Origin of the sequence: Pedobacter cryoconitis (assembly GCF_014207135.1) — a bacterium.
GTDB classification, from domain to species: Bacteria; Bacteroidota; Bacteroidia; order Sphingobacteriales; family Sphingobacteriaceae; genus Pedobacter; species Pedobacter cryoconitis_D.
Window position 1 is genome coordinate 62,116 of the sequence record NZ_JACHCC010000005.1, and the last position, 20,991, is coordinate 83,106.

The 20,991-nt window shown below is 38.8% G+C and carries 22 protein-coding genes and 1 tRNA gene; 14 read left to right on the forward strand and 9 right to left on the reverse strand.

What is annotated here, in order from left to right; all coding sequences use genetic code 11:
• Positions 1 to 216: 216 nt before the first annotated feature.
• The 3 genes from HDF25_RS09945 to HDF25_RS09955 form a co-directional block, all read right to left on the reverse strand.
• On the reverse strand, positions 217 to 618 hold the full coding sequence (locus tag HDF25_RS09945) for a glyoxalase (protein ID WP_184624606.1): 402 nt from the start codon (positions 616 to 618) through the stop codon (positions 217 to 219).
• An 11-nt stretch (positions 619 to 629) separates the two neighbouring features.
• Positions 630 to 1,001, reverse strand: a complete 372-nt coding sequence (locus HDF25_RS09950; RefSeq protein ID WP_184624607.1) for a DoxX family protein — start codon at positions 999 to 1,001, stop codon at positions 630 to 632.
• A gap of 79 nt (positions 1,002 to 1,080) precedes the next feature.
• The gene (locus tag HDF25_RS09955) at positions 1,081 to 1,503 is read right to left on the reverse strand and encodes an SRPBCC family protein (protein ID WP_184624608.1); all 423 of its coding nucleotides are present in this window, start codon (positions 1,501 to 1,503) and stop codon (positions 1,081 to 1,083) included.
• 139 nt (positions 1,504 to 1,642) lie between these two features.
• Between HDF25_RS09955 and HDF25_RS09960 the strand changes: the two genes are divergently transcribed.
• Positions 1,643 to 2,620: a GlxA family transcriptional regulator gene (locus HDF25_RS09960; protein WP_184624609.1), complete on the forward strand. Its 978-nt coding sequence runs from the start codon at positions 1,643 to 1,645 to the stop codon at positions 2,618 to 2,620.
• Between the two features lie 131 nt (positions 2,621 to 2,751).
• Here the strand turns inward: HDF25_RS09960 and HDF25_RS09965 are convergent, their stop codons facing one another.
• From HDF25_RS09965 to HDF25_RS09985, 5 genes are all read right to left on the reverse strand, one after another.
• Positions 2,752 to 3,795, reverse strand: coding sequence for an NAD(P)-dependent alcohol dehydrogenase (locus tag HDF25_RS09965; RefSeq protein ID WP_184624610.1), 1,044 nt, complete (start codon positions 3,793 to 3,795; stop codon positions 2,752 to 2,754).
• Positions 3,796 to 3,879: 84 nt separating this feature from the next.
• Positions 3,880 to 4,431, reverse strand: coding sequence for a ferritin (locus HDF25_RS09970; RefSeq protein WP_184624611.1), 552 nt, complete (start codon positions 4,429 to 4,431; stop codon positions 3,880 to 3,882).
• A 688-nt stretch (positions 4,432 to 5,119) separates the two neighbouring features.
• Entirely contained in the window at positions 5,120 to 5,911 is a 792-nt protein-coding gene (locus HDF25_RS09975; RefSeq protein ID WP_184624612.1) for an SDR family NAD(P)-dependent oxidoreductase, read from the reverse strand.
• A 48-nt stretch (positions 5,912 to 5,959) separates the two neighbouring features.
• Positions 5,960 to 6,541: a TetR/AcrR family transcriptional regulator gene (locus HDF25_RS09980; protein ID WP_184624613.1), complete on the reverse strand. Its 582-nt coding sequence runs from the start codon at positions 6,539 to 6,541 to the stop codon at positions 5,960 to 5,962.
• A 433-nt stretch (positions 6,542 to 6,974) separates the two neighbouring features.
• Positions 6,975 to 7,048, reverse strand: a tRNA-Ile gene (locus HDF25_RS09985).
• Positions 7,049 to 7,116: 68 nt separating this feature from the next.
• Between HDF25_RS09985 and HDF25_RS09990 the strand changes: the two genes are divergently transcribed.
• From HDF25_RS09990 to HDF25_RS10000, 3 genes are all read left to right on the forward strand, one after another.
• Entirely contained in the window at positions 7,117 to 7,755 is a 639-nt protein-coding gene (locus HDF25_RS09990; RefSeq protein ID WP_184624614.1) for an HAD family hydrolase, read from the forward strand.
• A complete protein-coding gene (locus tag HDF25_RS09995) occupies positions 7,756 to 8,091 on the forward strand; it encodes a DUF962 domain-containing protein (protein WP_260409352.1) in 336 nt (111 codons plus the stop codon).
• Between the two features lie 116 nt (positions 8,092 to 8,207).
• Positions 8,208 to 9,716 carry a catalase gene (locus HDF25_RS10000; RefSeq protein ID WP_184624615.1) on the forward strand — a complete coding sequence of 503 codons (1,509 nt, stop codon included), beginning with the start codon at positions 8,208 to 8,210 and terminating at the stop codon, positions 9,714 to 9,716.
• 86 nt (positions 9,717 to 9,802) lie between these two features.
• Here the strand turns inward: HDF25_RS10000 and HDF25_RS10005 are convergent, their stop codons facing one another.
• Entirely contained in the window at positions 9,803 to 10,987 is a 1,185-nt protein-coding gene (locus HDF25_RS10005) for a proline dehydrogenase family protein (RefSeq protein WP_184624616.1), read from the reverse strand.
• A 95-nt stretch (positions 10,988 to 11,082) separates the two neighbouring features.
• Here HDF25_RS10005 and HDF25_RS10010 point away from each other — a divergent pair, with 95 nt between their 5' ends.
• The 10 genes from HDF25_RS10010 (at position 11,083) to HDF25_RS10055 (ending at position 20,983) form a co-directional block, all read left to right on the forward strand.
• A complete protein-coding gene (locus tag HDF25_RS10010; protein WP_184624617.1) occupies positions 11,083 to 11,289 on the forward strand; it encodes an RNA-binding S4 domain-containing protein in 207 nt (68 codons plus the stop codon).
• Entirely contained in the window at positions 11,289 to 12,356 is a 1,068-nt protein-coding gene (aroB, locus tag HDF25_RS10015) for a 3-dehydroquinate synthase (protein ID WP_184624618.1), read from the forward strand. The genes HDF25_RS10010 and aroB overlap by 1 nt, the downstream gene beginning before the upstream one ends.
• The gene (locus HDF25_RS10020; RefSeq protein ID WP_184624619.1) at positions 12,346 to 13,257 is read left to right on the forward strand and encodes a sterol desaturase family protein; all 912 of its coding nucleotides are present in this window, start codon (positions 12,346 to 12,348) and stop codon (positions 13,255 to 13,257) included. The genes aroB and HDF25_RS10020 overlap by 11 nt, the downstream gene beginning before the upstream one ends.
• A gap of 534 nt (positions 13,258 to 13,791) precedes the next feature.
• Entirely contained in the window at positions 13,792 to 14,400 is a 609-nt protein-coding gene (locus HDF25_RS10025) for a hypothetical protein (protein ID WP_184624620.1), read from the forward strand.
• A gap of 2 nt (positions 14,401 to 14,402) precedes the next feature.
• Positions 14,403 to 15,140, forward strand: a complete 738-nt coding sequence (locus HDF25_RS10030) for a hypothetical protein (protein WP_221450887.1) — start codon at positions 14,403 to 14,405, stop codon at positions 15,138 to 15,140.
• A gap of 30 nt (positions 15,141 to 15,170) precedes the next feature.
• Entirely contained in the window at positions 15,171 to 16,928 is a 1,758-nt protein-coding gene (locus tag HDF25_RS10035) for a type VI secretion system Vgr family protein (RefSeq protein ID WP_184624622.1), read from the forward strand.
• 12 nt (positions 16,929 to 16,940) lie between these two features.
• Positions 16,941 to 17,882 (forward strand): hypothetical protein, encoded by a 942-nt coding sequence (locus tag HDF25_RS10040; protein ID WP_184624623.1) that lies wholly within the window; start codon positions 16,941 to 16,943, stop codon positions 17,880 to 17,882.
• A gap of 10 nt (positions 17,883 to 17,892) precedes the next feature.
• Complete coding sequence (locus HDF25_RS10045) at positions 17,893 to 19,368, forward strand: hypothetical protein (protein WP_184624624.1); 1,476 nt, start codon at positions 17,893 to 17,895, stop codon at positions 19,366 to 19,368.
• Positions 19,368 to 19,778, forward strand: coding sequence for a hypothetical protein (locus HDF25_RS10050; RefSeq protein ID WP_184624625.1), 411 nt, complete (start codon positions 19,368 to 19,370; stop codon positions 19,776 to 19,778). Before HDF25_RS10045 ends, HDF25_RS10050 begins: the two co-directional genes overlap by 1 nt.
• Before the next feature lie 371 nt (positions 19,779 to 20,149).
• The gene (locus HDF25_RS10055; RefSeq protein WP_184624626.1) at positions 20,150 to 20,983 is read left to right on the forward strand and encodes a prephenate dehydratase; all 834 of its coding nucleotides are present in this window, start codon (positions 20,150 to 20,152) and stop codon (positions 20,981 to 20,983) included.
• The last annotated feature ends 8 nt before the right edge of the window (positions 20,984 to 20,991 follow it).

Sequence of the window (20,991 nt, forward strand, 5' to 3'; positions counted from 1 at the left end):
CAGTACTATCAGCTGTTGATGTCAGCAATTGACGGATTTATTAACCGAAAAAAACCAAGTGGGCCCGAATCATAAAACAGCCTTTATACTAAAATTAAGGCATATAAAATTTCCCGTTTAAACAAAACCCTCTTTACGGACTATAAAGAGGGTTTGTGGGCTCAACTGGGTGCATCTCGAACCATTTTTTTTGCCTGAATTATTAAATACTTCCTGCTAAACGCTTAGTATCCACCTCACATCAAAATCATCAGTTAATTCAATTAGTTTTTGGTCATCATCATTATTTACAGAAAAACTCCTTTTATCAGATCCCATTTTTTTGATTAGCTCTTTCCTTTCATTGGTGTTTTTACAGTAAAAAAAAATAGAAATATAATTCCCTAATTTTCGTCCTTCGTTATGTACCAGGTCCGAACCATGAATAATTATCCTATCAGAAACCAATGATCCGCTAACAACAGGCATTTCAATGTAACCAGATAGTTTTTTTTCAAAAGTTTCAATTTGCAATAGTCCTCCAAAACAACTTTGATAGAAACTGAGCGCTTTTTTACAATTCCCAGAAAACGTTATGAAGACCGCACTTCTAAATTTATCATGGTTACACTCAATCATAGTTTCATAAATTAAGCAGCAGAAATTTTATCTCTATAGACATAAGAAACGGCAAGTACACCAAGTACTACGAGTGGCAGTAGCATAAACCAAATATTTTTATCTACACAGGCATGACTGATGAAAGCAAAGATTAAATTAAATGTAAGACCTGCATAGGCCCATTCTCTTAACTTAGCCGGTGTTTTAGAATAAGAAATAGCAAAAATGCCGAGTACTTTACAGATGATAAGTGTATAGGCAAAATAATCTGGATAGCCCAGTGGCTTCGTGCCTGCATTCACATACCCGGGTGCAAATAGCATAGTAGCCAGCGGCATTATGCCCTCCCAAAGTATTATGATACCAGTTGCCAGCCAAAAAATTATTTTATTCTTTTTCATTGGAATATAATTGTTTTTTTCGTGGTGTTTAAGATTTTAACGGTGATGAAGCCATCATGTTAAAATAATTAGTGTTGGATTAATTCGTTGATTCAACATATTTCACAAAATTGTTCAGGATAGCTTGCCATCCTTGCTTCTGAAATTCAGGGTCATTTTCTGTTTCAGCATCAAATGTGGTTGTTATAGTGGTTTTGCCATCTTCTTCCGCAAACAAAGTAACGACCTTTCTTTCGTCACCCAGAGTATACGCAATTTCCTTATGTAATTCGACTTCGTCATAAATACCCTCAAAGTCAAAACCGAAGCTACCGTCTTTGGCTTCCATTCTATGCTTAAATTTACCTCCAACAGTCAGATTATTTTCACTGCTCGGGGTATGCCAGCTTGAGTCTGGAGTATTCCATTGGATAATGTCGTCTGGAGTATTCCACGCTTCCCAAACTTTCGCTACAGGAACATTTGCTGTTGCTCCTACAGTAATTCTTGTTTCTTGTGCCATAATTATTTTTTGTTTGTTAAATTTTACTATTCAAAGATACATCGGCTCATCAAACCAGGCCTATTGTGAAAATGACAATCTTCAGGGTGAATTGTGACAAAACTATTTTTGTAGCTTAGTAGCTTAATGGATAACTAATATGCGAATTTCAGTCTTTGTACCTGAGTATGGGGTAATTGAAGCCGTTACTCCCCCCTATAGAAGCTTCCATACTGCCAATGAGTTTTTAATCACGTTCGGTAAAAAACCAATTTTTGAGGTAGAATATGTAGGCTTAAACGAGCATGTGCCGGCGAACAATGGTGAGTACATTATTAAAACCGATAGGTTGCTCAAAGATGTTACTGAAACAGACTTGCTGATTATCCCCCCTACATTTGGCAATACCATTAAAGGAATTGAAGCCAATGCAGAAGCCATACCCTATTTTAAAAAGCTATATAAGAATGGTTCAAGTCTTGCCAGCTTGTGTATAGGTGCTTTTTTATTGGCTGAGACAGGTTTGCTCAATGGTAAAAAATGCTCTACACATTGGGCTCATATAAATGAATTCAGAGAAAGATATCCGGAGGTGGAGGTAGAAGATGGAGCTATAATAACAGAACATGATAATATTTACAGTAGTGGCGGAGCAAGTAGTTTATGGAATTTAATATTATATCTTATCGAAAAGTTTGCTGATAGAGAAACAGCGGTTATGATTTCTAAATACTTTGCTTTAGATATTGGCAGAGACAGCCAATCTCAATTCGCAATGTTCAAGGGACAAAGAAACCATGGTGATGTGGAAATTCAAAAAGTACAGGATCATATTGAAAAACACTATGAAAGTAAAATAACAATAGAATCGCTGGCAACACTAATTAATATAAGCCGTAGAACATTCGAAAGAAGATTTAAAGAAGCTACCAACAATACATCCATAGAGTATATACAAAGAGTAAGAATAGAAGCGGCCAAAAAATCTTTTGAAGCATCAAGAAAAAACATATCAGAAATAATGTTTGATGTAGGCTATACGGATACAAAAGCATTTAGAGATATATTTAAAAAAATTACTGGACTTACTCCAATTGAGTATAGAAATAAGTTTGCCAGGGTAACTAACGAAGTGTAACCCTTGCAATCTCTTGTCCTAGATTACAGACTAATTTAAAAACGAAAAAAGCCAATTTTATCATCTAAAATCGGCTTTTTAAGCTTGGACCCAACCGGGCTCAAACCACTTGTTACAAATTAATAATCAAATTATAACGTTGCCATATCAATTACAAACCTGTAGCGTACATCACCTTTTTCCATGCGCTCATAAGCAGTATGAATATCTTTCATATCAATCATTTCTATCTCAGAAACAATATTATGCTCCGCACAAAAATCAAGCATTTCCTGAGTTTCAGCAATACCACCAATACCAGAACCTGCAACACTCTTCCTGCCACCCAATAAACTAAAAGCTGGGATTTCTGCTGGTTTAGATGGAACACCCACACAGATAAGCGTACCATCGGTTCTCAATAAAGATAAGTACATTTTAAAATCGTGCTCTGCTGAAACAGTATCCAGGATAAAGTCAAATGTGCCCATTGCGGCCTTAACCTGTGCCTCATCTGTAGTAACTACAAAATTGTGGGCACCCAATTTTTTTGCATCTTCTTCTTTTTTAGATGAGGTGCTTAGCACAGTTACTTCAGCGCCAAAGGCTACGCCAAATTTAACAGCCATATGGCCCAATCCACCAAGGCCTAATACGGCAAGCTTATGACCTTTACCAACTTTCCAATGCCTTAAAGGGGAATAGGTAGTAATACCGGCACACAATAGAGGCGCTACCGCAGCCAAGTTTAATTTGTCTGATATATGCAGTACAAATTCTTCCCTAACCACTATGGTATTGGAATAACCACCATAGGTTGGTGTTTTACCGTCTCTCTCTAAACTGTTATAGGTACCCGTATTACCTTCTAAGCAATACTGTTCCAAGTCTTTCTTACAGTTTTCACAAACCTGGCAAGAATCGACCATACATCCAGTACCGGCAAGGTCACCTACTTTGAAATTTTTCACATGGTCGCCAACTTTAATTACACGGCCAACAATCTCATGTCCGGGAACCATTGGGAATATACCTGGAAACCAGTCGTTTTTAATCTGATGTAGATCTGAGTGACAAACGCCACAAAATAAGATATCAAACTGTACATCATGCGGGCCAACTTCACGGCGTTCAAAAGCCCATGGAGCTAAATCTGTATCTACGCTTTGCGCTGCGTATCCTTTTGTTTTTATCATATTATAAATGTAGATAATTGTTAAAGTATGCTAACAGCGATTCAAATATTTGAATTTACTGTGACGATGATAGAGGATACACTACTAGGGATTTTCGGTCGTTTTTGTTTCTGCAAGCGTAGCGTCATCTGGTGTATCTTTCAGATCCCGATCTAGTTCATAGAGTGCATCACCACTGGCTTTTACTCCGCCAGCAATTTTGATTTTATCCAATAAGTTCATGGCCATGGTTTCTTCTTCCGTTTGTTCTTTCACAAACCATTGCATAAAATTCCAGGTTGCCCAATCTTCTTCCTCCAAACTCATTTTCACCAATTTATAAATCGCCTTTGTATTATCGATTTCAGATTCGAACACTTTACTAAAACAATCCTGTACATTAGTCGGATCTTCCGGTGGAGCAGGTATGGCCTCAATTTTCACTTTAGCTCCACGTTGCAGAATATACTCGAGAATTTTCATCATGTGACTGCGCTCTTCATTTGCATGTCTGAATAGAAAATTTGAGATTCCATCATAACCTTCACTGCTTGCCCACGAAGCATAGGAAAGATAAATTTGTGCCGCAGCAGCCTCTTTAGTCATTTGAGTATTTAGCCCGGCAGCTAATGTTTTTGAAAGTCTGTTCGTATCCATAATTCTAAATTCTGTTAAATATTCTTTTAAGGTATCAACAACAGTAGCATTGTTAACGCCTAAGCTATTAACAGGAATCCAGACCAATTGTTTTCTATCCTTACGGCAAGCAACAAGAAAATCTTGCAATAAAAAAAGTAAAATATTTTAACAAAAACAGACTTCTTGTTTCGCAACCGGATTGTTACAACTAGAGGTTTTACCCCTGGCGCACGCATGACAGAAGGGACAGATTTTTTAGAATTGCCTTTTGCAGAGAAGATAGTTTTACTTAATATCTTGATGAGGAAAAATCTCCTTTAACAATATGGGGTTGTTATAATTGTGAGTACATCGCATATGAAGATGAAACACTGGAAAGAATATGCTCGACATGTAATAATAAGACTGAAATGTTTTTAAAAGATGATGAGCTAGAATACTGGTGGTGTGCCACTTGTAAAACAGAACGTCCATCTTCAATATCCACAATATAAACCTTCCCTTCAAAAATTAGACACAAAAAAATCCGTTCTTCTTATCGAAAAACGGATTTTTAAGCTTGGGCCCAACTGGGCGTTTCTCGAACCATTTCATGGCTGATTTGAGTTTAATCGCAGATTTGGCCCGAGAAATAACAAAGTTTAACATCACTTAAAAAGTACCATAAGAAGAATCAAAATTAATTAAGTATATAGTACATTTTAGATCAAACTGTTTTTAAAACGCCACCATCTGCCCTTATACTGGTGCCATTTGTGGCCAAAGAAAGTGGACTCGAAAGATATGTTGCTAAGTGAGCGATCTCGGCTGGGTTAATAAAACGTCCTATTAGTGAATGAGGGTTTGTCTGTTGCATAATTCCAATTTTCAGCTGCTCAACACTTAGGTTTTGAACATTTGCAAAATACTCAATAGTGTTAGCAACTCCATCAGAATAAGTAGGACCACCCAAAATAGTGTTTACAGTTACCTCCGTCCCCTTGGTTAATTTTGATAATCCGTTACTAACTGCCATCATTGCGGATTTTGTCATTCCATAATGAATCATATTTTCAGGGATATTAATACCCGATTCACTACTAATAAAAACAACTCTGCCCCAATTCTTTTTCAACATCTGTGGAAGTAATTTCCTCGATAGACTAACACTGCTCATTACATTGATCTCGAAAATCCTGTACCAGTCTTCATCTGTAAGCGCTGTAAAATCCTTGAGCTCAAATATACCGACATTATTGATCAGGATATCTATATCATCCAACCGATCCAACAGTTCTGTTACTTGTTGCTTATCTGAAAAGTCAGCAGTTATTCCTGAAACATTGGCATCTGGAAACTCTTTTTTTAGCGTCGCCAGCGAATTGTCCAACTTTACCTGATCCCGCCCGTTTATGATAACATCAACAGCCTCAGCTAACAATTGCTGTGCTATGGCGAATCCGATTCCCTGAGTAGAGCCACTTATAAATGCTCTTTTTCCTTTTAATTTTAAATCCATTCTATTTTTAATTTTTGTAATGATCAATACATAATTGTTCAAAAAAAATTAACGAAGTATGTCCAGCTGCATTTCTATTTGTTCGGCAAGTACCTTCCGGTCAGGGTAAATCCTTCTTAGTGTATTCAAACCACACCAGAAGGTTACCAAATATCTTCCTAGCACTTGCTCAGATAAGGGATTGCTGAGATTACCATTAAGTTTCTCCTTTACAAGAACATCAGTAAACATCTTTTCAACATCCTTCAAGATATGGACCGCCTCTGCTTCCAATTCATCATCTAAAAAGGTCATTTCAACAACCGTATTAGCAATAATACAGCCCCTGAGGTTTTCTTCCTTGGATGATTTCGCAATTCCCCTAAAAAAATCTTTAATTAACTCTAATGGTGTTATGCTTATTTCCAATTCCTTTCTGAAATTATTAAATGACTCCCTGCGCTGTAAGATTGCCGCTTTAAAAACTTCTTTTTTACCTCCCTTGAAACTATTATAAAAACTACCAGAACCTATTCCCGTAACCTCTAACAGATCATTTAGGGATGTCGCAGTATACCCCTTTTCCCAGAATACGCTCTGAGCCCGACTAACTAGCTCCTTGTTCTCAAATAATGTTGGTCTTCCCTTCATTGCAATTTAATTTTTGTATTGATCAATACAAAAGTAATAAAAACATCTTATACTCGAAAATCCCACCGGCTGTAAACTCTGTTTTAAGACCGAAATAAACAAAATGTTAAGCGAGATAACCTATGAATTGGGTATATGGAATCGGGATTTTTGCAAACAATGACATTCGCAGCGATAATGATCTTACCATTAAACAATTCTATAATAGGAGAAAGATAGACTTTCTTATCTTTAACCTTGAACTCTGTAATATCTGTTGGCCAAGCATCAGCTTTGATTCTCTTTGTTCAATCAAGCCATTGCGTGAAGTTGAACAGAAAATCCTGCTGAACCCGCCATTTGGACGTAACCAAAGTCAGTGCTGTAAGACTAAAAGCTTACTTTTAAAAACAAAAAAGCCGCTTCTATCATCTAGAAACGGCTTTTTAAGCAGTGGGCCATGATGGGCTCGAACCATCGACCAAAAGATTATGAGTCTTCTACTCTAACCAACTGAGCTAATGGCCCTGAAAAATCTGTATTAGATTTTGCGAGTGCAATGTTACATATTTGTATCGAATTTTAAAAACACTTTGATGCAAAAAATTAAAAATATAATCTTCGACTACGGAAATGTCATCTTTGAAATTGATTTCAGAATCACACAAAACTCTCTGGCACAAATTGGTATCCCAAATATAGAAACATTTTTCGGCCATAAAGGACATGATAATTTATTTAATGATTTAGAGACAGGATTGATCACTCCAGCCCAATTCAGGGACGGAATCAGGGAAAAAGCACAAAATCCGGCACTCACAGATGAACAAATTGATGCTGCATGGAACAGTTTACTCATCGGTGTGCATCCAAATACCCACGATGTACTACTCGAAGCAAAGAAAAACTACAGAACTTTTCTGCTGAGCAACACTAACCAGATCCATTATGATTTTATCATGGATTATCTTAAAAAAGAACATGGTGTAGAAAACAATGACCATCTTTTTGAAAAAGCTTACTATTCACAGCTAATGAAGCTCCGTAAACCCCATGTAGAAATTTTCGAACAAGTGATCAGGGAAAATAATCTTAATCCCGCAGAGACGTTATTTATAGACGACACCCCACATCACCTTGAAGGTGCTAAAAAAGCAGGATTACAAACCTTGCTCATGACAGAAAACCCTAAAAATCTCGGTACCTTCTTAAAAAGTAATGGTATATTAGTATAGATGAGCAATAACACACCAATGCAAGAAAAGAAATACAAAACGTTAAAGGAATTTTACCCTTTTTACCTGCAGGAACACCAGAACACAACCAACAGGATATTACACTTCACAGGCACCGCCCTTTTAGGCCTTTGCTTTATTACTGCTATGCTTTTCCATAACTTCATTTTCTTTGCACTGATACCCGTTGTAGGATATGGATTTGCCTGGACAGGTCATTTCTTTTTTGAGAAAAACAAACCCGCTACTTTTAAATACCCCCTGTTTAGTCTTGCAAGTGATTTTATGTTATTCGGAGACCTGATGATGGGACGTCAACCTTTCAAAGTTAAATAGCTGATATTGATAATACTTATAAAATCTGATAGACATACTCTATATTGATATAGAAATTAGGTGTTGGGATAACCTCTTTATAGTATCTACTTTTATAGCAGCAAAACGAAATAACGATGGAAGAAAAGAACAAACCAGCACGCAAATTAACGACAGCATCCGGAAGACCTTACGCTGAGCATGAAAATACGCAGTCAGTAGGCAGAAGAGGCCCTTTATTATTACAAGACTTTGTCTTACATGAGAAAATGGCTCATTTTAACCGCGAACGTATCCCCGAAAGAGTGGTACATGCTAAAGGAACAGGCGCATATGGTACATTGACTGTAACCCATGATATCTCAAAGTACACTAAAGCAAAAATCTTCAGCAAAATAGGTAATACCAGTAAACTATTTTTACGCTTTTCTACAGTAGGTGGCGAAAAAGGAAGCGCCGATTCGGAGAGAGATCCACGAGGTTTTGCCCTTAAATTTTACACCGAAGATGGTAACTGGGACTTAGTAGGTAACAACACCCCTGTTTTCTTTATCAAAGACCCTAAAAAATTCAGTGATTTCATTCATACCCAAAAACGCGAACCAAGGACTAACCTGAAAAGTCCGACTATGATGTGGGATTTCTGGTCCTTAAATCCTGAAAGCCTGCACCAAGTCATGATCCTGATGAGTGACAGAGGTACACCATTCTCTTATCGCCATATGGACGGATTTGGCAGCCATACCTACTCAATGATCAATGCAGACAATGAGCGCGTATGGGTAAAATTCCATTTTAAAACCCAGCAGGGGATTAAAAACTTCACGGGTCCGGAAGCCGATGCGATGCGTACTCATGATATGGACCATTCACAACGTGATTTAGTGGAAGCCATTGACAATAAAGATTTCCCTAAATGGACTATGAAAATCCAGGTGATGACAGAGGAAGAAGCTAAAACCTTCAGATGGAATCCCTTTGATCTTTCTAAAGTCTGGCCACATGCTGAGTTTCCACTGATTGAAGTAGGAGAAATTGAATTAAACCAGGTACCAAGAAACTATTTCGCACATGTTGAGCAGGCAGCATTTGCTCCTTCCAACCTCATTGACGGAATAGGTTTCTCACCAGATAAAATGCTGCAGGGCAGAATCCTGTCCTATGCAGATGCACACCGTCACCGTCTGGGTGTAAATTACGAACAGATCCCTGTAAACGCCTGTCCTTTCATGGTCAATAACTATCACCGTGACGGACAAATGCGTATAGATGACAATGGAAATGACGATCCTAATTACTATCCAAACAGTTTTGGCGATGTAATTCCCGATGAGAGCTATAAAGAGCCAGCATGGGAATTAGAATCTAATGTGGCAGACTGGTACGACAGGAATGAAGGTGAAGGAGATAATGATCACTATACACAGCCAGGTGACTTATACCGCAAAGTCCTGAGCGAGCAGGACCGCAAAAACCTGGTGAGCAATATTGTTGGCGCAATGAGCGGTATTAGCGGCCCGAGGAAAGAGCAGATCATCAATCTGCAGCTTTGCCATTGGTTCAGAGCTGATATAGGTTTAGGCATGGCTATAGCCAGCGGTCTGGGCATTGATGCAGCACAAGCAATGCAACAGCAGAAACACTAAAAAAAACCACCAGATATACTTAATTAGTTTTTTTTCTAACCCCTGTTTGTTAAAAACAAGCAGGGGTTTTTATTATTTTCTTAGGCCTAAATGCCTCTTCTTTTTTTCTCTCTTGCAATCAGGTCAAGCTCTCTGCTCGTTTGTCCGGCAACAGATGTGTTTTCCTGCGCTCTTCTGAACAGATACGGCATAACTGCTTTAACCGGTCCGTATGGTACATATTTTGCCACATTATAACCTGCATCAGATAAATTAAAACTCAGGTTATCACTCATTCCCAGTAACTGCGCAAAATAAACATGAGGATGATCATGTGCAATTTTGTTTGTATCCAGCAATTCTGCCAGAACTCTGCAGCTCGCTTCGTTATGCGTTCCACAAACTACCCCGATCTGCTCTACATGATTTGCACAATAAGTAATCGCCTCATTGTAATCCCTGTCTGTAGTCTCTTTATCAGGCTGAATTGGTGAAGGATAACCTTTTTCGGCAGCCCTTTTACGTTCCTTTTCCATATAAGCACCACGCACGACCTTGGCACCTAAAATAAATCCTGCCTCTGCAGCTACCAGATGATCTGCCTTTAAATGAGCCAGTTTATCGTGACGGTACAATTGATAAGTATTATAAACGATCAGTTTTTCTTTGTTAAACAAAATCATCATATCCAGAGCCAATGCATCGATAGTATCCTGAATCCAGGTTTCTTCGGCATCGATCATGATAGGCACATTTTTCTCAAATGCTGTTCTGCAAATACGCTCACAACGGTGTTTAACCTTATGAAACTCTACCTGTTCGTCGGCCGAAAGCTCAGCTTTGGCATCCAGTTTCTCCAGTAAAGCAAAACGCCCTATACCTGTGATTTTGAATACAGTAATCGGGACACGTTTATCTCCCTCAGCACGGTCTATCGTTCTGATAATTTCCGCACAGGTAAAATCAAATACATGCTCCTCTTCTTCACCCTCCACAGAATAATCCAGAATAGTACCAACCTTACTCTCTCCAAGCTGAGCAATCGTACGCTCACATTCCGCAATAGTTTCACCACCGCAGAACTGTTTGAAAATTGTAGATTTAATAATTCCCTGGATCGGCAAGCCGATGTTTAAAAATAAATTTGTTACAGGTGGGCCTACCTGAGTCAAGAAATTGCTACTCATTATTTTGAATAACCAGTAAGCGCTGTTCAGTTCTGATTTCGATTTATTGCGGAAAGCGATCTCCGTATTGTCAAAATTTAGTTTTTTCCCTGGGGACATTTGCATTTGGATTGATAAATTAGTCAAACGGAGGCAAAAATATAAATTCCGGGACTATCATTAGCAAAACCGTTTATAAATAATTGTAAATTTGCAGAACAATGATAGAATTTAAATTAGAAGGCGAATTCATTCCCCTTATTTCTTTGCTAAAAGCTACCGGACTTGTTCAAAGTGGCGGAGAAGCTCAAACTGTAGTTGAAGATGGTCTGGTCAAATATAATGGCAACGTAGATTACCGTAAACGGCTTAAAGTGCGTATCGGTGACCATGTTGATTTTATGGGCCAGCAAATTAAAGTAGTATAATGAATAAACTCGAAAGTGCTGGTCACAACATATATTTTGATACCAGGTTAGCCCCTTTAGCCGAAATCATCGAAAACGGAAAATACAGCAACGTATTTGTTTTCGCTGACAGAAACACTGCAGAGCTTTGTTTACCTGTATTCAGAGAGATGCTCGATGATTTCAGCGGATTTGACCTGATTGAAACTGATCCGGGTGAAGAAAATAAAAACATCGATTTTTGTATTGGCATCTGGAAGACTTTACTTGATTTCGGAGCAGACCGCAAATGCCTGGTGATTAATTTAGGAGGTGGTGTAATTACAGATATGGGCGGTTTTGTTGCCTCTACCTATAAACGTGGGGTTGATTTCATCAATATCCCTACTACCCTGCTTTCACAGGTCGATGCTTCTGTAGGTGGAAAAACTGGTATTGATATAGACAATGTAAAAAACATGGTCGGTACTTTCAGTTTACCACAGGCAGTATTTATCGAAGCTGAATTTCTGAAGACAGTTCCACAGCGCGAACTGCTTTCCGGATTTGCAGAAATGATTAAACACGGACTGATCGTTGACAAGGAATACTATCAGAAGTTAAAAGCTGCTGATTATAAAAACATCACTACAGCTGACATCCACCGTTCTGTAGAGATCAAAAATGAAGTAGTGACAGCAGACCCACAGGAAAAAGGGCTGCGTAAGATCTTAAACTTTGGTCATACTATCGGTCATGCCGTTGAAAGTTATTCACTGAGCAAAGATAAAAAACCATTGACACATGGAGAAGCTATTGCTATCGGAATGGTTTGTGAGGCTTATCTTTCACATAAAAACAGTACACTGACCGCAGAAGAACTCGAAGAAATACGTCAGTATATTTCCAGCGTTTATCCTGCTTATACAATCAAAGAAAAATCGTTCGACCAACTTTCTGTTTTAATGCAGAGCGATAAGAAAAATGAACATGGGAATGTGTTATTTTCACTATTGCAAAGCATAGGAGATTGCACCTATAACTGTAGGGTTTCAGAAAGCGACATTGTCGAGAGTTTGAAATATTACAACTTAACTTATGCTAAATGATCCCAGAAATATAATGCTTTCCCTGTTGTTTGTTTTACTGATAGTCATCTCCCTGGTGGAAATGTATATCAGTTACATGCACGACAGGAAACTATATGCAAAAAAGGATACCTGGACTAATGTATACCTGATGGGACTGGCCTTTTTAATTAACCTGTCCACTAAAACAGCAACATTTTTTTTGCTGGATTATTGTTATCAGTTCAGGCTGTTCGAAATTAAAAATGTCTTTGTTTACTGGGTGGTATTAATTCTTGCCCAGGATTTATTATACTGGATACTCCATACTTCAGGTCATTACATCCGGTTTTTCTGGGCAATGCATGTCACGCATCACTCTTCTCCGTTGTTTAACCTGACTACCGGGTTCCGTTCCACTGTGTTTGAACCACTATACAGGGTGTTCTTTTACTTACCACTGGCATTTATGGGTTTCTCAGCGATTGATATCCTTTTTGCTTACCTGGTTACCCAGCTCTACGGAAACATGGTACATACCCAGGCGGTTGGAAAATTACACCCGATCATTGAATATATCATGGTTACCCCCTCCCATCACCGGGTGCACCATGCCAGCAATGTGCGTTATCTTGATAAAAACATGGGTATGGTCCTGATTATCTGGGACAGACTGTTCGGTACTTTCCAGGCAGAACTGCCTAAAGATGAAATTGTATATGGCCTGACACATCAACCAGATGATACAGGTCCGGTAAATATTGTATTTCATGAATTTAAGGCCATGACGGCCGATATGAAACGCGCACCAGGCTTAAAAAACAAACTAAAATATATGCTTTATCCTCCGGGATGGAGCCATGACGGCAGTACACAGGTTGCTAAAGTCATGCAGCGCGAACTCAAAGAAACCGAAGAGCGTCAGGAGATTCTCCCTGGTTAAAACCGCATAAACCCGTTGTATATCTGATATACAGCGGGTTTACTGTTTAGTTCTCTGTACACAACTATACATGCTGTACTCATTTTATTTCTTCCTTCACCTTCCCTCTTTCCAGAAGAAAAAAAAATATTTGAATCTCAGTTTCTCCCACCCTGCCCCAATCATTATTCAACCGCTATTTACGACATTATATTTCCAATAAGTGTACATATAAAACGTATACCACTGATAAATAGATCATTATTGGCGCCATATTTGTAGTTTGACAATTCAGGAATCGAATTGTATTCCCGATTATTCAACCTTTAATTTTAAACTTATGGCTTTCAAAGCAGAATTTTCATCCGTACCAGCCGATTAACTGGTTCTGTTTCCTGGTTCTTACCTGATTTGATCTGCAAAGCCAGCGATAGCAATTTGCTATATGAGGCGCATTTCATATTTCTGACCGCAAAAGAAATTTTGGTCTGAAAGGAGCAGTTATCTTCCATCCATTTCAGATCATCAGTTTTTGTTGCTTAACAACCTACAAACATGGATGATAGAGAAAACAAACACAGTATTCAGACCACTGGCCTGAAAATACTTGGGTTTATACTATGCATGAGTATGACCTATGCCTGCACACAACCTAAGATCAGCGGGTCAAATGATAAGCAAAAACCTGAGCTTGTTAAACGTTCGGCAGATGATCAGCTGATCATATACTTAGATAGTATTGCAAGTAAATTCGCAGATCAGAAATTTAATGCCGGAAAGTTGAAGCTGTTAACCGATAGTTTTTCCCGCTATTTCCCCCTGAAATATGATCAAAGCGGGCAATCGGTTGTGGATAGTGTAATTTCCGTTGATCTGCGGCAAAGTAATGATATCAACCAGCAGGATGAAGTTTCCCTGTCCCTCCCATACGCTATTGGATCTAAACTTAGTTTCAAAAAAATAACCGCTTATTTCGGTCCGGTTACACCAAGAGACCCCATGGTACCACCTGGAAAAATGCCACTGCCAGCTATTATTGATTTAAAAAATCATTTCAAAAACCGACATCTTCCACTTTCCCTGAATATTACAGCTTCTGATTATCCGGAGGCACAAACTAACCAGATTGTCTATATCCGTATTGTCAAATCTAAAGAAAAATAGATATGGGATCGTATATGCTTATTAAGATCAACCAGTATGATGCTCACGGTGGCCCGTCTAACCAAAAATTAGGAGGGGACGGCCAGATGCAAACCTCTACCCGTGAAGGGCGTTACGTGATCAATAGTATCGGAAAACATGTGAGTTATGGTAAATACGCCTACTGGTCTGGGGTAGCCTGGGGAACAGAAATGAGGCTAACAGGTGAAATAACAATGGTTAAAAATTATGGCATATGGATCAGGCTTACCGATGTCAATCCGCAATGGGGAAAATATAAAGACAATCAGAAGTACCTTACCGGAATGATAAAACAAAGATACCTGGAGGATTATGGATTGTCAAATTTCCCTGATCATTGGGTGTTCAATGATTTTGGACATACCTCTGTCAAGTACTTTAAAGACACCAATCACAATTGGAGAATGGATGGGAAAGAACAGATCATGGGCGATTTCATCCATACCACACCTCCTGATGAACGCCTCACCAGTATAAAAAAAGCAGACCAAATCTCACTTTCCGAATCCCACGGTTGTATCCATGTCAAACCACTCGACATAGATACCATGATTGGCAATGGTTATCTGAAAAAGGGAAATACCATAGAGGTTCATAGTTATGCAGAAAAAACTATCCCTGTCAATCTGACCAGAAGTATTGCCAGACCACCATTTGAAGTACATTTTTATCCCGGGATATTTAAGATCGCGATCTACCGGGTGAGCCAGAAGAATTAAATATTTTATAGCATTTCCAATTCAATCATTATGGAAAACAAAGTAAAAGCAGAAATTAATATAGAAGGCAAACCCATTCCAGCTTTCTCCAGTTTCAATTTATACCAGCGTTTTAATGAGCATCATACTTTTGAGCTCCGTTTTAACCAGGATCAGATTGAATTACCAGGTCCGATTTCCCTGAACAGGTCAAAAGATTTTATCGGCAAGAGTATCAGCATAGAGTTTGGTGCCCAGCCTGCCCCTGGAAACCGTTTTTCAGGGATTATTACCAAGGTAGAGATTGCACAATCACATGGCCTGATGGGTGATATCATCCTGACCGGCTTTAGTCCTACTATCCTGATTGACAGAGGTCCGGATCTCGGATCTTATCTCGGTAAGAGTCTTAAGACCATCATTGACCAGGCCACTAAAGAAGTCCCGGCAAATGACTTATATATGAAGGTCAAACCGAGTCGTACTTCCCCTGTTGACTATCTCATTCAATACCGGGAAAGTGACTTCGAATTCATCAACCGGCTTGCAGCACAATACCACGAGTGGTTTTTCTATGATGGTACAGCTCTTGTTTTCGGAAAACCTGATGAGCTGAAAGAGGTAAAACTGATTTACGGGCGTGACTTAAGTAATATACAGTACGGTATACAAATTGCCCCGTTAAAGTATAAAAAATTTGCTTACAACCCAGCGCAGGATGAATTGCTCTCCGCCAATGGTGAAGGCCAGAGTTCGGGGCCACCAGATATGGCACATGCTATAGCGGCTTCCAATACCGTGTATAGTAAAGCCTTTAATCAACCACTGGTAACCCGCGCAGATAATAAGATGGAGATCGATGTATTTGTCAAAAACGAACAAGCTTCTTTGATCTCAGGTCTTTTACATATTAATGGTACCGGTGATAATCCTCAGGTAGCCCTGGGTAATATCGTCGATATCAGTATGAGTACCCGTAAACTTAATGATTTCTCGATTGAAGATTTTGGAAAATTCCTTGTCACTTCTGTTTATCACCATATAGATGGTGTAGGACATTATCAGAATTCATTCGAAGCTGTTTCTGCCGATACCGAACGTGTTCCAGTCAACCCTGCACAAAAACCCCAACCCGACATACAGCTCGCTAATGTCATAGATAACAATGACCCTTCTGGTCACGGACGCGTTAAAGTCAAATTTAAATGGGAATGTGGCTGCAATGATGTCACTGAATGGCTCAGAGTATTAACACCCGACGCGGGAAGTTCAGAAAAAGTAAGTAAAAACAGAGGTTTCGTTTTTATCCCCGAAATCGGTGATCAGGTTGTAGTGGCCTTCGAAGAAGGAAATATTGCCCGTCCTATAGTCATGGGAAGTGTTTTTCATGGTAAAAGCGGAAGTGGTGGAAGTGCGAGCAACAATAGTAAAAGCATTACTTCTAAAAGCGGACATACCGTGCAGCTCAATGATGGCGGCGGGATTACTATCAAAGATAAAACAGGCGGGAACCATATTATAGTGGATGGTGAGAATAAGGTTACGGTCACCTCTACACAGACAATTATTTTATCTAATGGCACTTCTGCAATTACACTTCAGAATGATAAAATTACCATTCATGCTGATCAGATTGAAATCGCCCAGAAAAACGGTGGTAAATCAAGTAAGATTGACATTAATGGAACTGCAACCAATATCAATACAGAAGATATGGTGATCACTTCCACCAATAATACCATTTCCGGAAAAAACTATATCACTGGTGGAGACACAACCATAGATATGGGTGACGTATTTATAAATTAATCATAAAAAGATATGTTTTGGAACCCTGATAAAAGCTTACGCCGTCTTGAGTTTAAAAAACCATTTACAGAACGTTATCGCGTAGAACAAACCTCTGAAATAACGATGAGTAGTCTGGTGATCAGAACCGTGACCGAGTGGCGCTGGGATGTTCGTATACTCAAAACTGATGACCAGTATTATAATATTGAACTACTTAGCCTGGATAACGTCTTACTCGAAACAAATAATCCTAATATGAGGGATTTAAGTGCATTTAATAATGCTTTTAAAAGGATGTACAGTGAATTGAATATGATCATCAACCACCAGGGAGAATTGATCAGGATCAATAATATTGAAACAATTCAACGTAAATGGGCACAGGTAAAGGCAGAGATGGAAGCCATACAAACCAAACATGATAATATGCGCGGTATGATCGCTCTGAATGATGAGCTGTTTAACAATGTATCCAATATCACTGAGGCAGTTAAGGGCAATGAATTCTTCGAGATCTTTTTCAATGTATTTATGGGGGTCGATCTGCCCGGAAATAAAAATCTAAAAAAGAAAAGTCTGTTTGCACAGGACTTTATTAACTGGAAATATGAGATCAATTCTACTGCACACCAGGCAGATGAGCTGATCATTAATGTAATTGGCAAACCCAATCAGGATTTTGATAAAAGTTGGTTAAAGAGAGCCTATGGAAGTTTTCCGATCACTGAAATTGCTAACCGGAAACCTCAGGTCTGGGATCAGGCCAAATACAAAATAGATAAATCAAGCGGCAGATTACTGGAAGGACGGCTGACTAAAGAAGAAATTGTCCATGAAGATTTTCTGAAGGCTAAAATGGAGTATTATATCATTGCTGACAATCCGGTAGCCACACCACAACAACCTGAAACAAAAGTTAAAACAGATTCCGTTCAACCGGATACACGCTCAGGTTCATTTATAATGGATTAAAACTACGCAGATGGGAAATAAAATAGCAACAGAAGAAGATTACTGGATGTGTACGGGAGGTATAATGCCTGCTCAAATGCAAACTGTACAATTAAAAGTTCTGCAAAAAGATGATAAAAAGTTTCTGATGAAAACTGATACAGCAACTGCATCTATCGGCGATTTTATGTGTAAATGGGTGATGCTGATTATGGCTTTGATTACAGCAGTCGTTGTCGTACTGGTTGTAGCTACTGGCGGAGCCGCTTTAGGCGTACTGGTTGCAGCAGGAGCAGCCGCGGGAGCAGCAGGAGCAGCATTTGGAAGTATAATCGGCGGTTTGGTATGCGGGCAAAAAGCCGCGATTGCAAGAACATGGCTTGGCGAGAAAAATGACCTGATCATTGCGGGGCAGAAAACGCTGACTACAGGAAGTATCATGAAATGTCCTGTCTTTGGTTCCCAGATTGTACATGCACCAAATGTCAAAAACTGGTGGGATGCTTTGAGAGTTGGCATTGGCAATTTTGGAGAAACCGTAATTTTTGGTGCTTTGGGTGGGGCATTAATTGGTGTGGGCGGTGCGCTGTTTTCTGGCGCTGCTGCTTTATCCCTGCCTACTCTTGGCAGTGTCGGAATGAATTTGCTAGGTTCCGTAACTGGCTGGGGGATGGCTGCCAGGGCTTATTTTGGGTTGAATGCCGTATCAAATCAACAGGCTTTAGGCGAAATAGATATCAACAACCGCGATGAAAGAGATGCTGCATTTGGTAATGCAGCTTTTCCCGAATGGGGAAGCATCAAGCGGATTGCGAGCGGTCAGCCCGAGCCGATGGATGCAATGTTATTATTATATCTTCTAAATTTACGCGTACCAAATAAAGGTGGTACAGCTCCTAAACCAGAAAGTACAAAACCTAATGAAGAAGTAAAACCGAAAGAGGAAGCCAAACCAAAAGAAGAAGCTAAACCAGTAGAAAATACCGAAGCTCCTAAAGAAAAACCCAAAGGAAAAGATGGAAAAGCTTATGAGAAAGGTAAAGGAGCTAAAAAAGAAAAATTAAAGGCGGGATCTCCTGAGCATAAGGCGCAAAGATGGGAGGACTTCCAGAAGAAAAACCCTAATAGCGAGACTAGTTATCAAGAGTGGAGTAATAAATACGACGCTAATATGAAAAACGCTAACAAGGGAAATAGTGCAGCTGACGCCTATAAAAAAGAAATCGGTTGGGGCAAGAGAGAGGTTTCCATGAGAGATGCAGATGGAAAAATAATCAGAAAATTAGATATTGCAGATGTAGACGCTAAAAAAGCGGTAGAAGTAAAAGATTATTCCAGCAAAAATGTTCCCTTTGATAAAGACATACAAGCTGAAGTTGCTTATGATAAAGAACTTGTAAAAAAAGGATGGGATGTAGAATGGGTATTTACGGACAAAGGTCCTTCTAAGCCTTTAGAAACAGCATTGAAATCACCTCCTCCAATCAAAATTAAAATTATAAAATAATGGAATATAACAACCTGACACCTGAATTAAAAGAGACCGCTGAAAAAGCGATTGATATCGCATTGGATATATTAAAAACAAAGACAGAAAAATTTCATTCATTTGTTATCTATGGCGAAAAAAAGAACAAACTGGAGCGCTTTATCACAGATTCGGACGACGATGCTTTAGAGCAGGCCATTGAATTTATTGAAGAAATTGACGATAATTCATCAGCCGTAGTCTATGCTTATCAGGATGAGATCAAACTCAAAGATGGCAAAGAAGCTGCTATTGTCATGAACATTTATGGAGATGAAGAAGATAACGGATATAGTTTCGCACAGCTCTACAGGTATGCCGATAATAAAATCCAGTTATCTGATGAAAAGCTCTTCCTGGGTAACATTAGAAACGTACTTATTTTCTAGAGTCAGCCAAATATTTTACCTTTGTCCCCTGTAAATTAAGGCCCTATGCCCCATTGTTATTGTTCGGTATGGCATTTGAATAGCTTCAGGGCGCAATAAATAATTTTTTTTATTTTAAATTTGACAAATTAAATTTTGTTGCTACATTTGAAAAAAACAAATAACAAAAGAGAAAGGATTCTGATTTCAGATTCCGCTACAGAAAAATGAGAAATATCACTACATATTGGTTTAGCTACTTTTACTTCTTTAGTAAGAGCCGGGACTGATATGCAATCAAAAATAAAAACATAAATTGTATATAAAAAGTCCCGGCAGCACGCCGGGACTTTTTTTGTTTAAAGCAAAAATTAAAGCAGAAGATTATTAAAATGAAAAAAGCAACAAAAGTAGCGATCCAGGGTATCAAGGCCTCCTTTCACGAAGAAGCTGCATTTAAATTTTTTGGCACAGACATTCAGACTGTTGAATGTAATTCCTTTAAGCAAACATGCGAAGTGCTTGAGGCAAAAGAAGTTGACTATGTAGTGATGGCTATTGAAAATTCAATTGCCGGCAGCCTATTACCCAACTACACTTTGATCAGAGAATATAATTTCGCGGTAACCGGAGAAGTTTATCTTCCTATACAATTACACCTGATGGCCTTGCCAGGCGTGAAACTGGAAGACGTGAAATTTGTGACCTCCCATCCTATCGCTATCCGTCAGTGCATTGATTTTTTTGATGAATTCCCTCATTTGAAAGTAGTCGAAAGCGTAGATACTGCGGCTTGTGCTAAAAAGATCAGAGATGAGCAATTAACTGATACTGTTGCCGTTGCCAACACACTTGCTGCCGAACTTTACGGACTGAATATTATCGAGAGAAGAATTGAATCCAATAAAAAGAATTTCACCCGTTTCCTGATCCTTCAAAGAGAAAAAACTGAAGACATGACTAATATCAATAAAGCTTCTATCTGCTTTCAGGTTAGCAACCATGTTGGGGCATTATCCAAAGTGCTCAACATCTTCGCAGAACAAAATGTAAACTTAAGCAAGATCCAGTCAATGCCGGTTTTGGGCAAGAGAAACGAGTATTATTTCTATGTGGATATGGAATGGTCAGAAAACGAAAAATATGACATTGCTATCCGTAAAGCACTGAAATACACTGTCAATTTTAATATAATGGGCGAATATCTGAAAAACGATATCGTATAAATCAAGAA

Coding starts and splice junctions, on each gene's coding strand:
- HDF25_RS09945 (WP_184624606.1), bottom strand. CDS start 618: ATGATTGAGTGTAACCATGATAAATTTAGAAGTGCGGTCTTCATAACG.
- HDF25_RS09950 (WP_184624607.1), bottom strand. CDS start 1,001: ATGAAAAAGAATAAAATAATTTTTTGGCTGGCAACTGGTATCATAATA.
- HDF25_RS09955 (WP_184624608.1), bottom strand. CDS start 1,503: ATGGCACAAGAAACAAGAATTACTGTAGGAGCAACAGCAAATGTTCCT.
- HDF25_RS09960 (WP_184624609.1), top strand. CDS start 1,643: ATGCGAATTTCAGTCTTTGTACCTGAGTATGGGGTAATTGAAGCCGTT.
- HDF25_RS09965 (WP_184624610.1), bottom strand. CDS start 3,795: ATGATAAAAACAAAAGGATACGCAGCGCAAAGCGTAGATACAGATTTA.
- HDF25_RS09970 (WP_184624611.1), bottom strand. CDS start 4,431: ATGGATACGAACAGACTTTCAAAAACATTAGCTGCCGGGCTAAATACT.
- HDF25_RS09975 (WP_184624612.1), bottom strand. CDS start 5,911: ATGGATTTAAAATTAAAAGGAAAAAGAGCATTTATAAGTGGCTCTACT.
- HDF25_RS09980 (WP_184624613.1), bottom strand. CDS start 6,541: ATGAAGGGAAGACCAACATTATTTGAGAACAAGGAGCTAGTTAGTCGG.
- HDF25_RS09990 (WP_184624614.1), top strand. CDS start 7,117: ATGCAAAAAATTAAAAATATAATCTTCGACTACGGAAATGTCATCTTT.
- HDF25_RS09995 (WP_260409352.1), top strand. CDS start 7,756: ATGAGCAATAACACACCAATGCAAGAAAAGAAATACAAAACGTTAAAG.
- HDF25_RS10000 (WP_184624615.1), top strand. CDS start 8,208: ATGGAAGAAAAGAACAAACCAGCACGCAAATTAACGACAGCATCCGGA.
- HDF25_RS10005 (WP_184624616.1), bottom strand. CDS start 10,987: ATGCAAATGTCCCCAGGGAAAAAACTAAATTTTGACAATACGGAGATC.
- HDF25_RS10010 (WP_184624617.1), top strand. CDS start 11,083: ATGATAGAATTTAAATTAGAAGGCGAATTCATTCCCCTTATTTCTTTG.
- aroB (WP_184624618.1), top strand. CDS start 11,289: ATGAATAAACTCGAAAGTGCTGGTCACAACATATATTTTGATACCAGG.
- HDF25_RS10020 (WP_184624619.1), top strand. CDS start 12,346: ATGCTAAATGATCCCAGAAATATAATGCTTTCCCTGTTGTTTGTTTTA.
- HDF25_RS10025 (WP_184624620.1), top strand. CDS start 13,792: ATGGATGATAGAGAAAACAAACACAGTATTCAGACCACTGGCCTGAAA.
- HDF25_RS10030 (WP_221450887.1), top strand. CDS start 14,403: ATGGGATCGTATATGCTTATTAAGATCAACCAGTATGATGCTCACGGT.
- HDF25_RS10035 (WP_184624622.1), top strand. CDS start 15,171: ATGGAAAACAAAGTAAAAGCAGAAATTAATATAGAAGGCAAACCCATT.
- HDF25_RS10040 (WP_184624623.1), top strand. CDS start 16,941: ATGTTTTGGAACCCTGATAAAAGCTTACGCCGTCTTGAGTTTAAAAAA.
- HDF25_RS10045 (WP_184624624.1), top strand. CDS start 17,893: ATGGGAAATAAAATAGCAACAGAAGAAGATTACTGGATGTGTACGGGA.
- HDF25_RS10050 (WP_184624625.1), top strand. CDS start 19,368: ATGGAATATAACAACCTGACACCTGAATTAAAAGAGACCGCTGAAAAA.
- HDF25_RS10055 (WP_184624626.1), top strand. CDS start 20,150: ATGAAAAAAGCAACAAAAGTAGCGATCCAGGGTATCAAGGCCTCCTTT.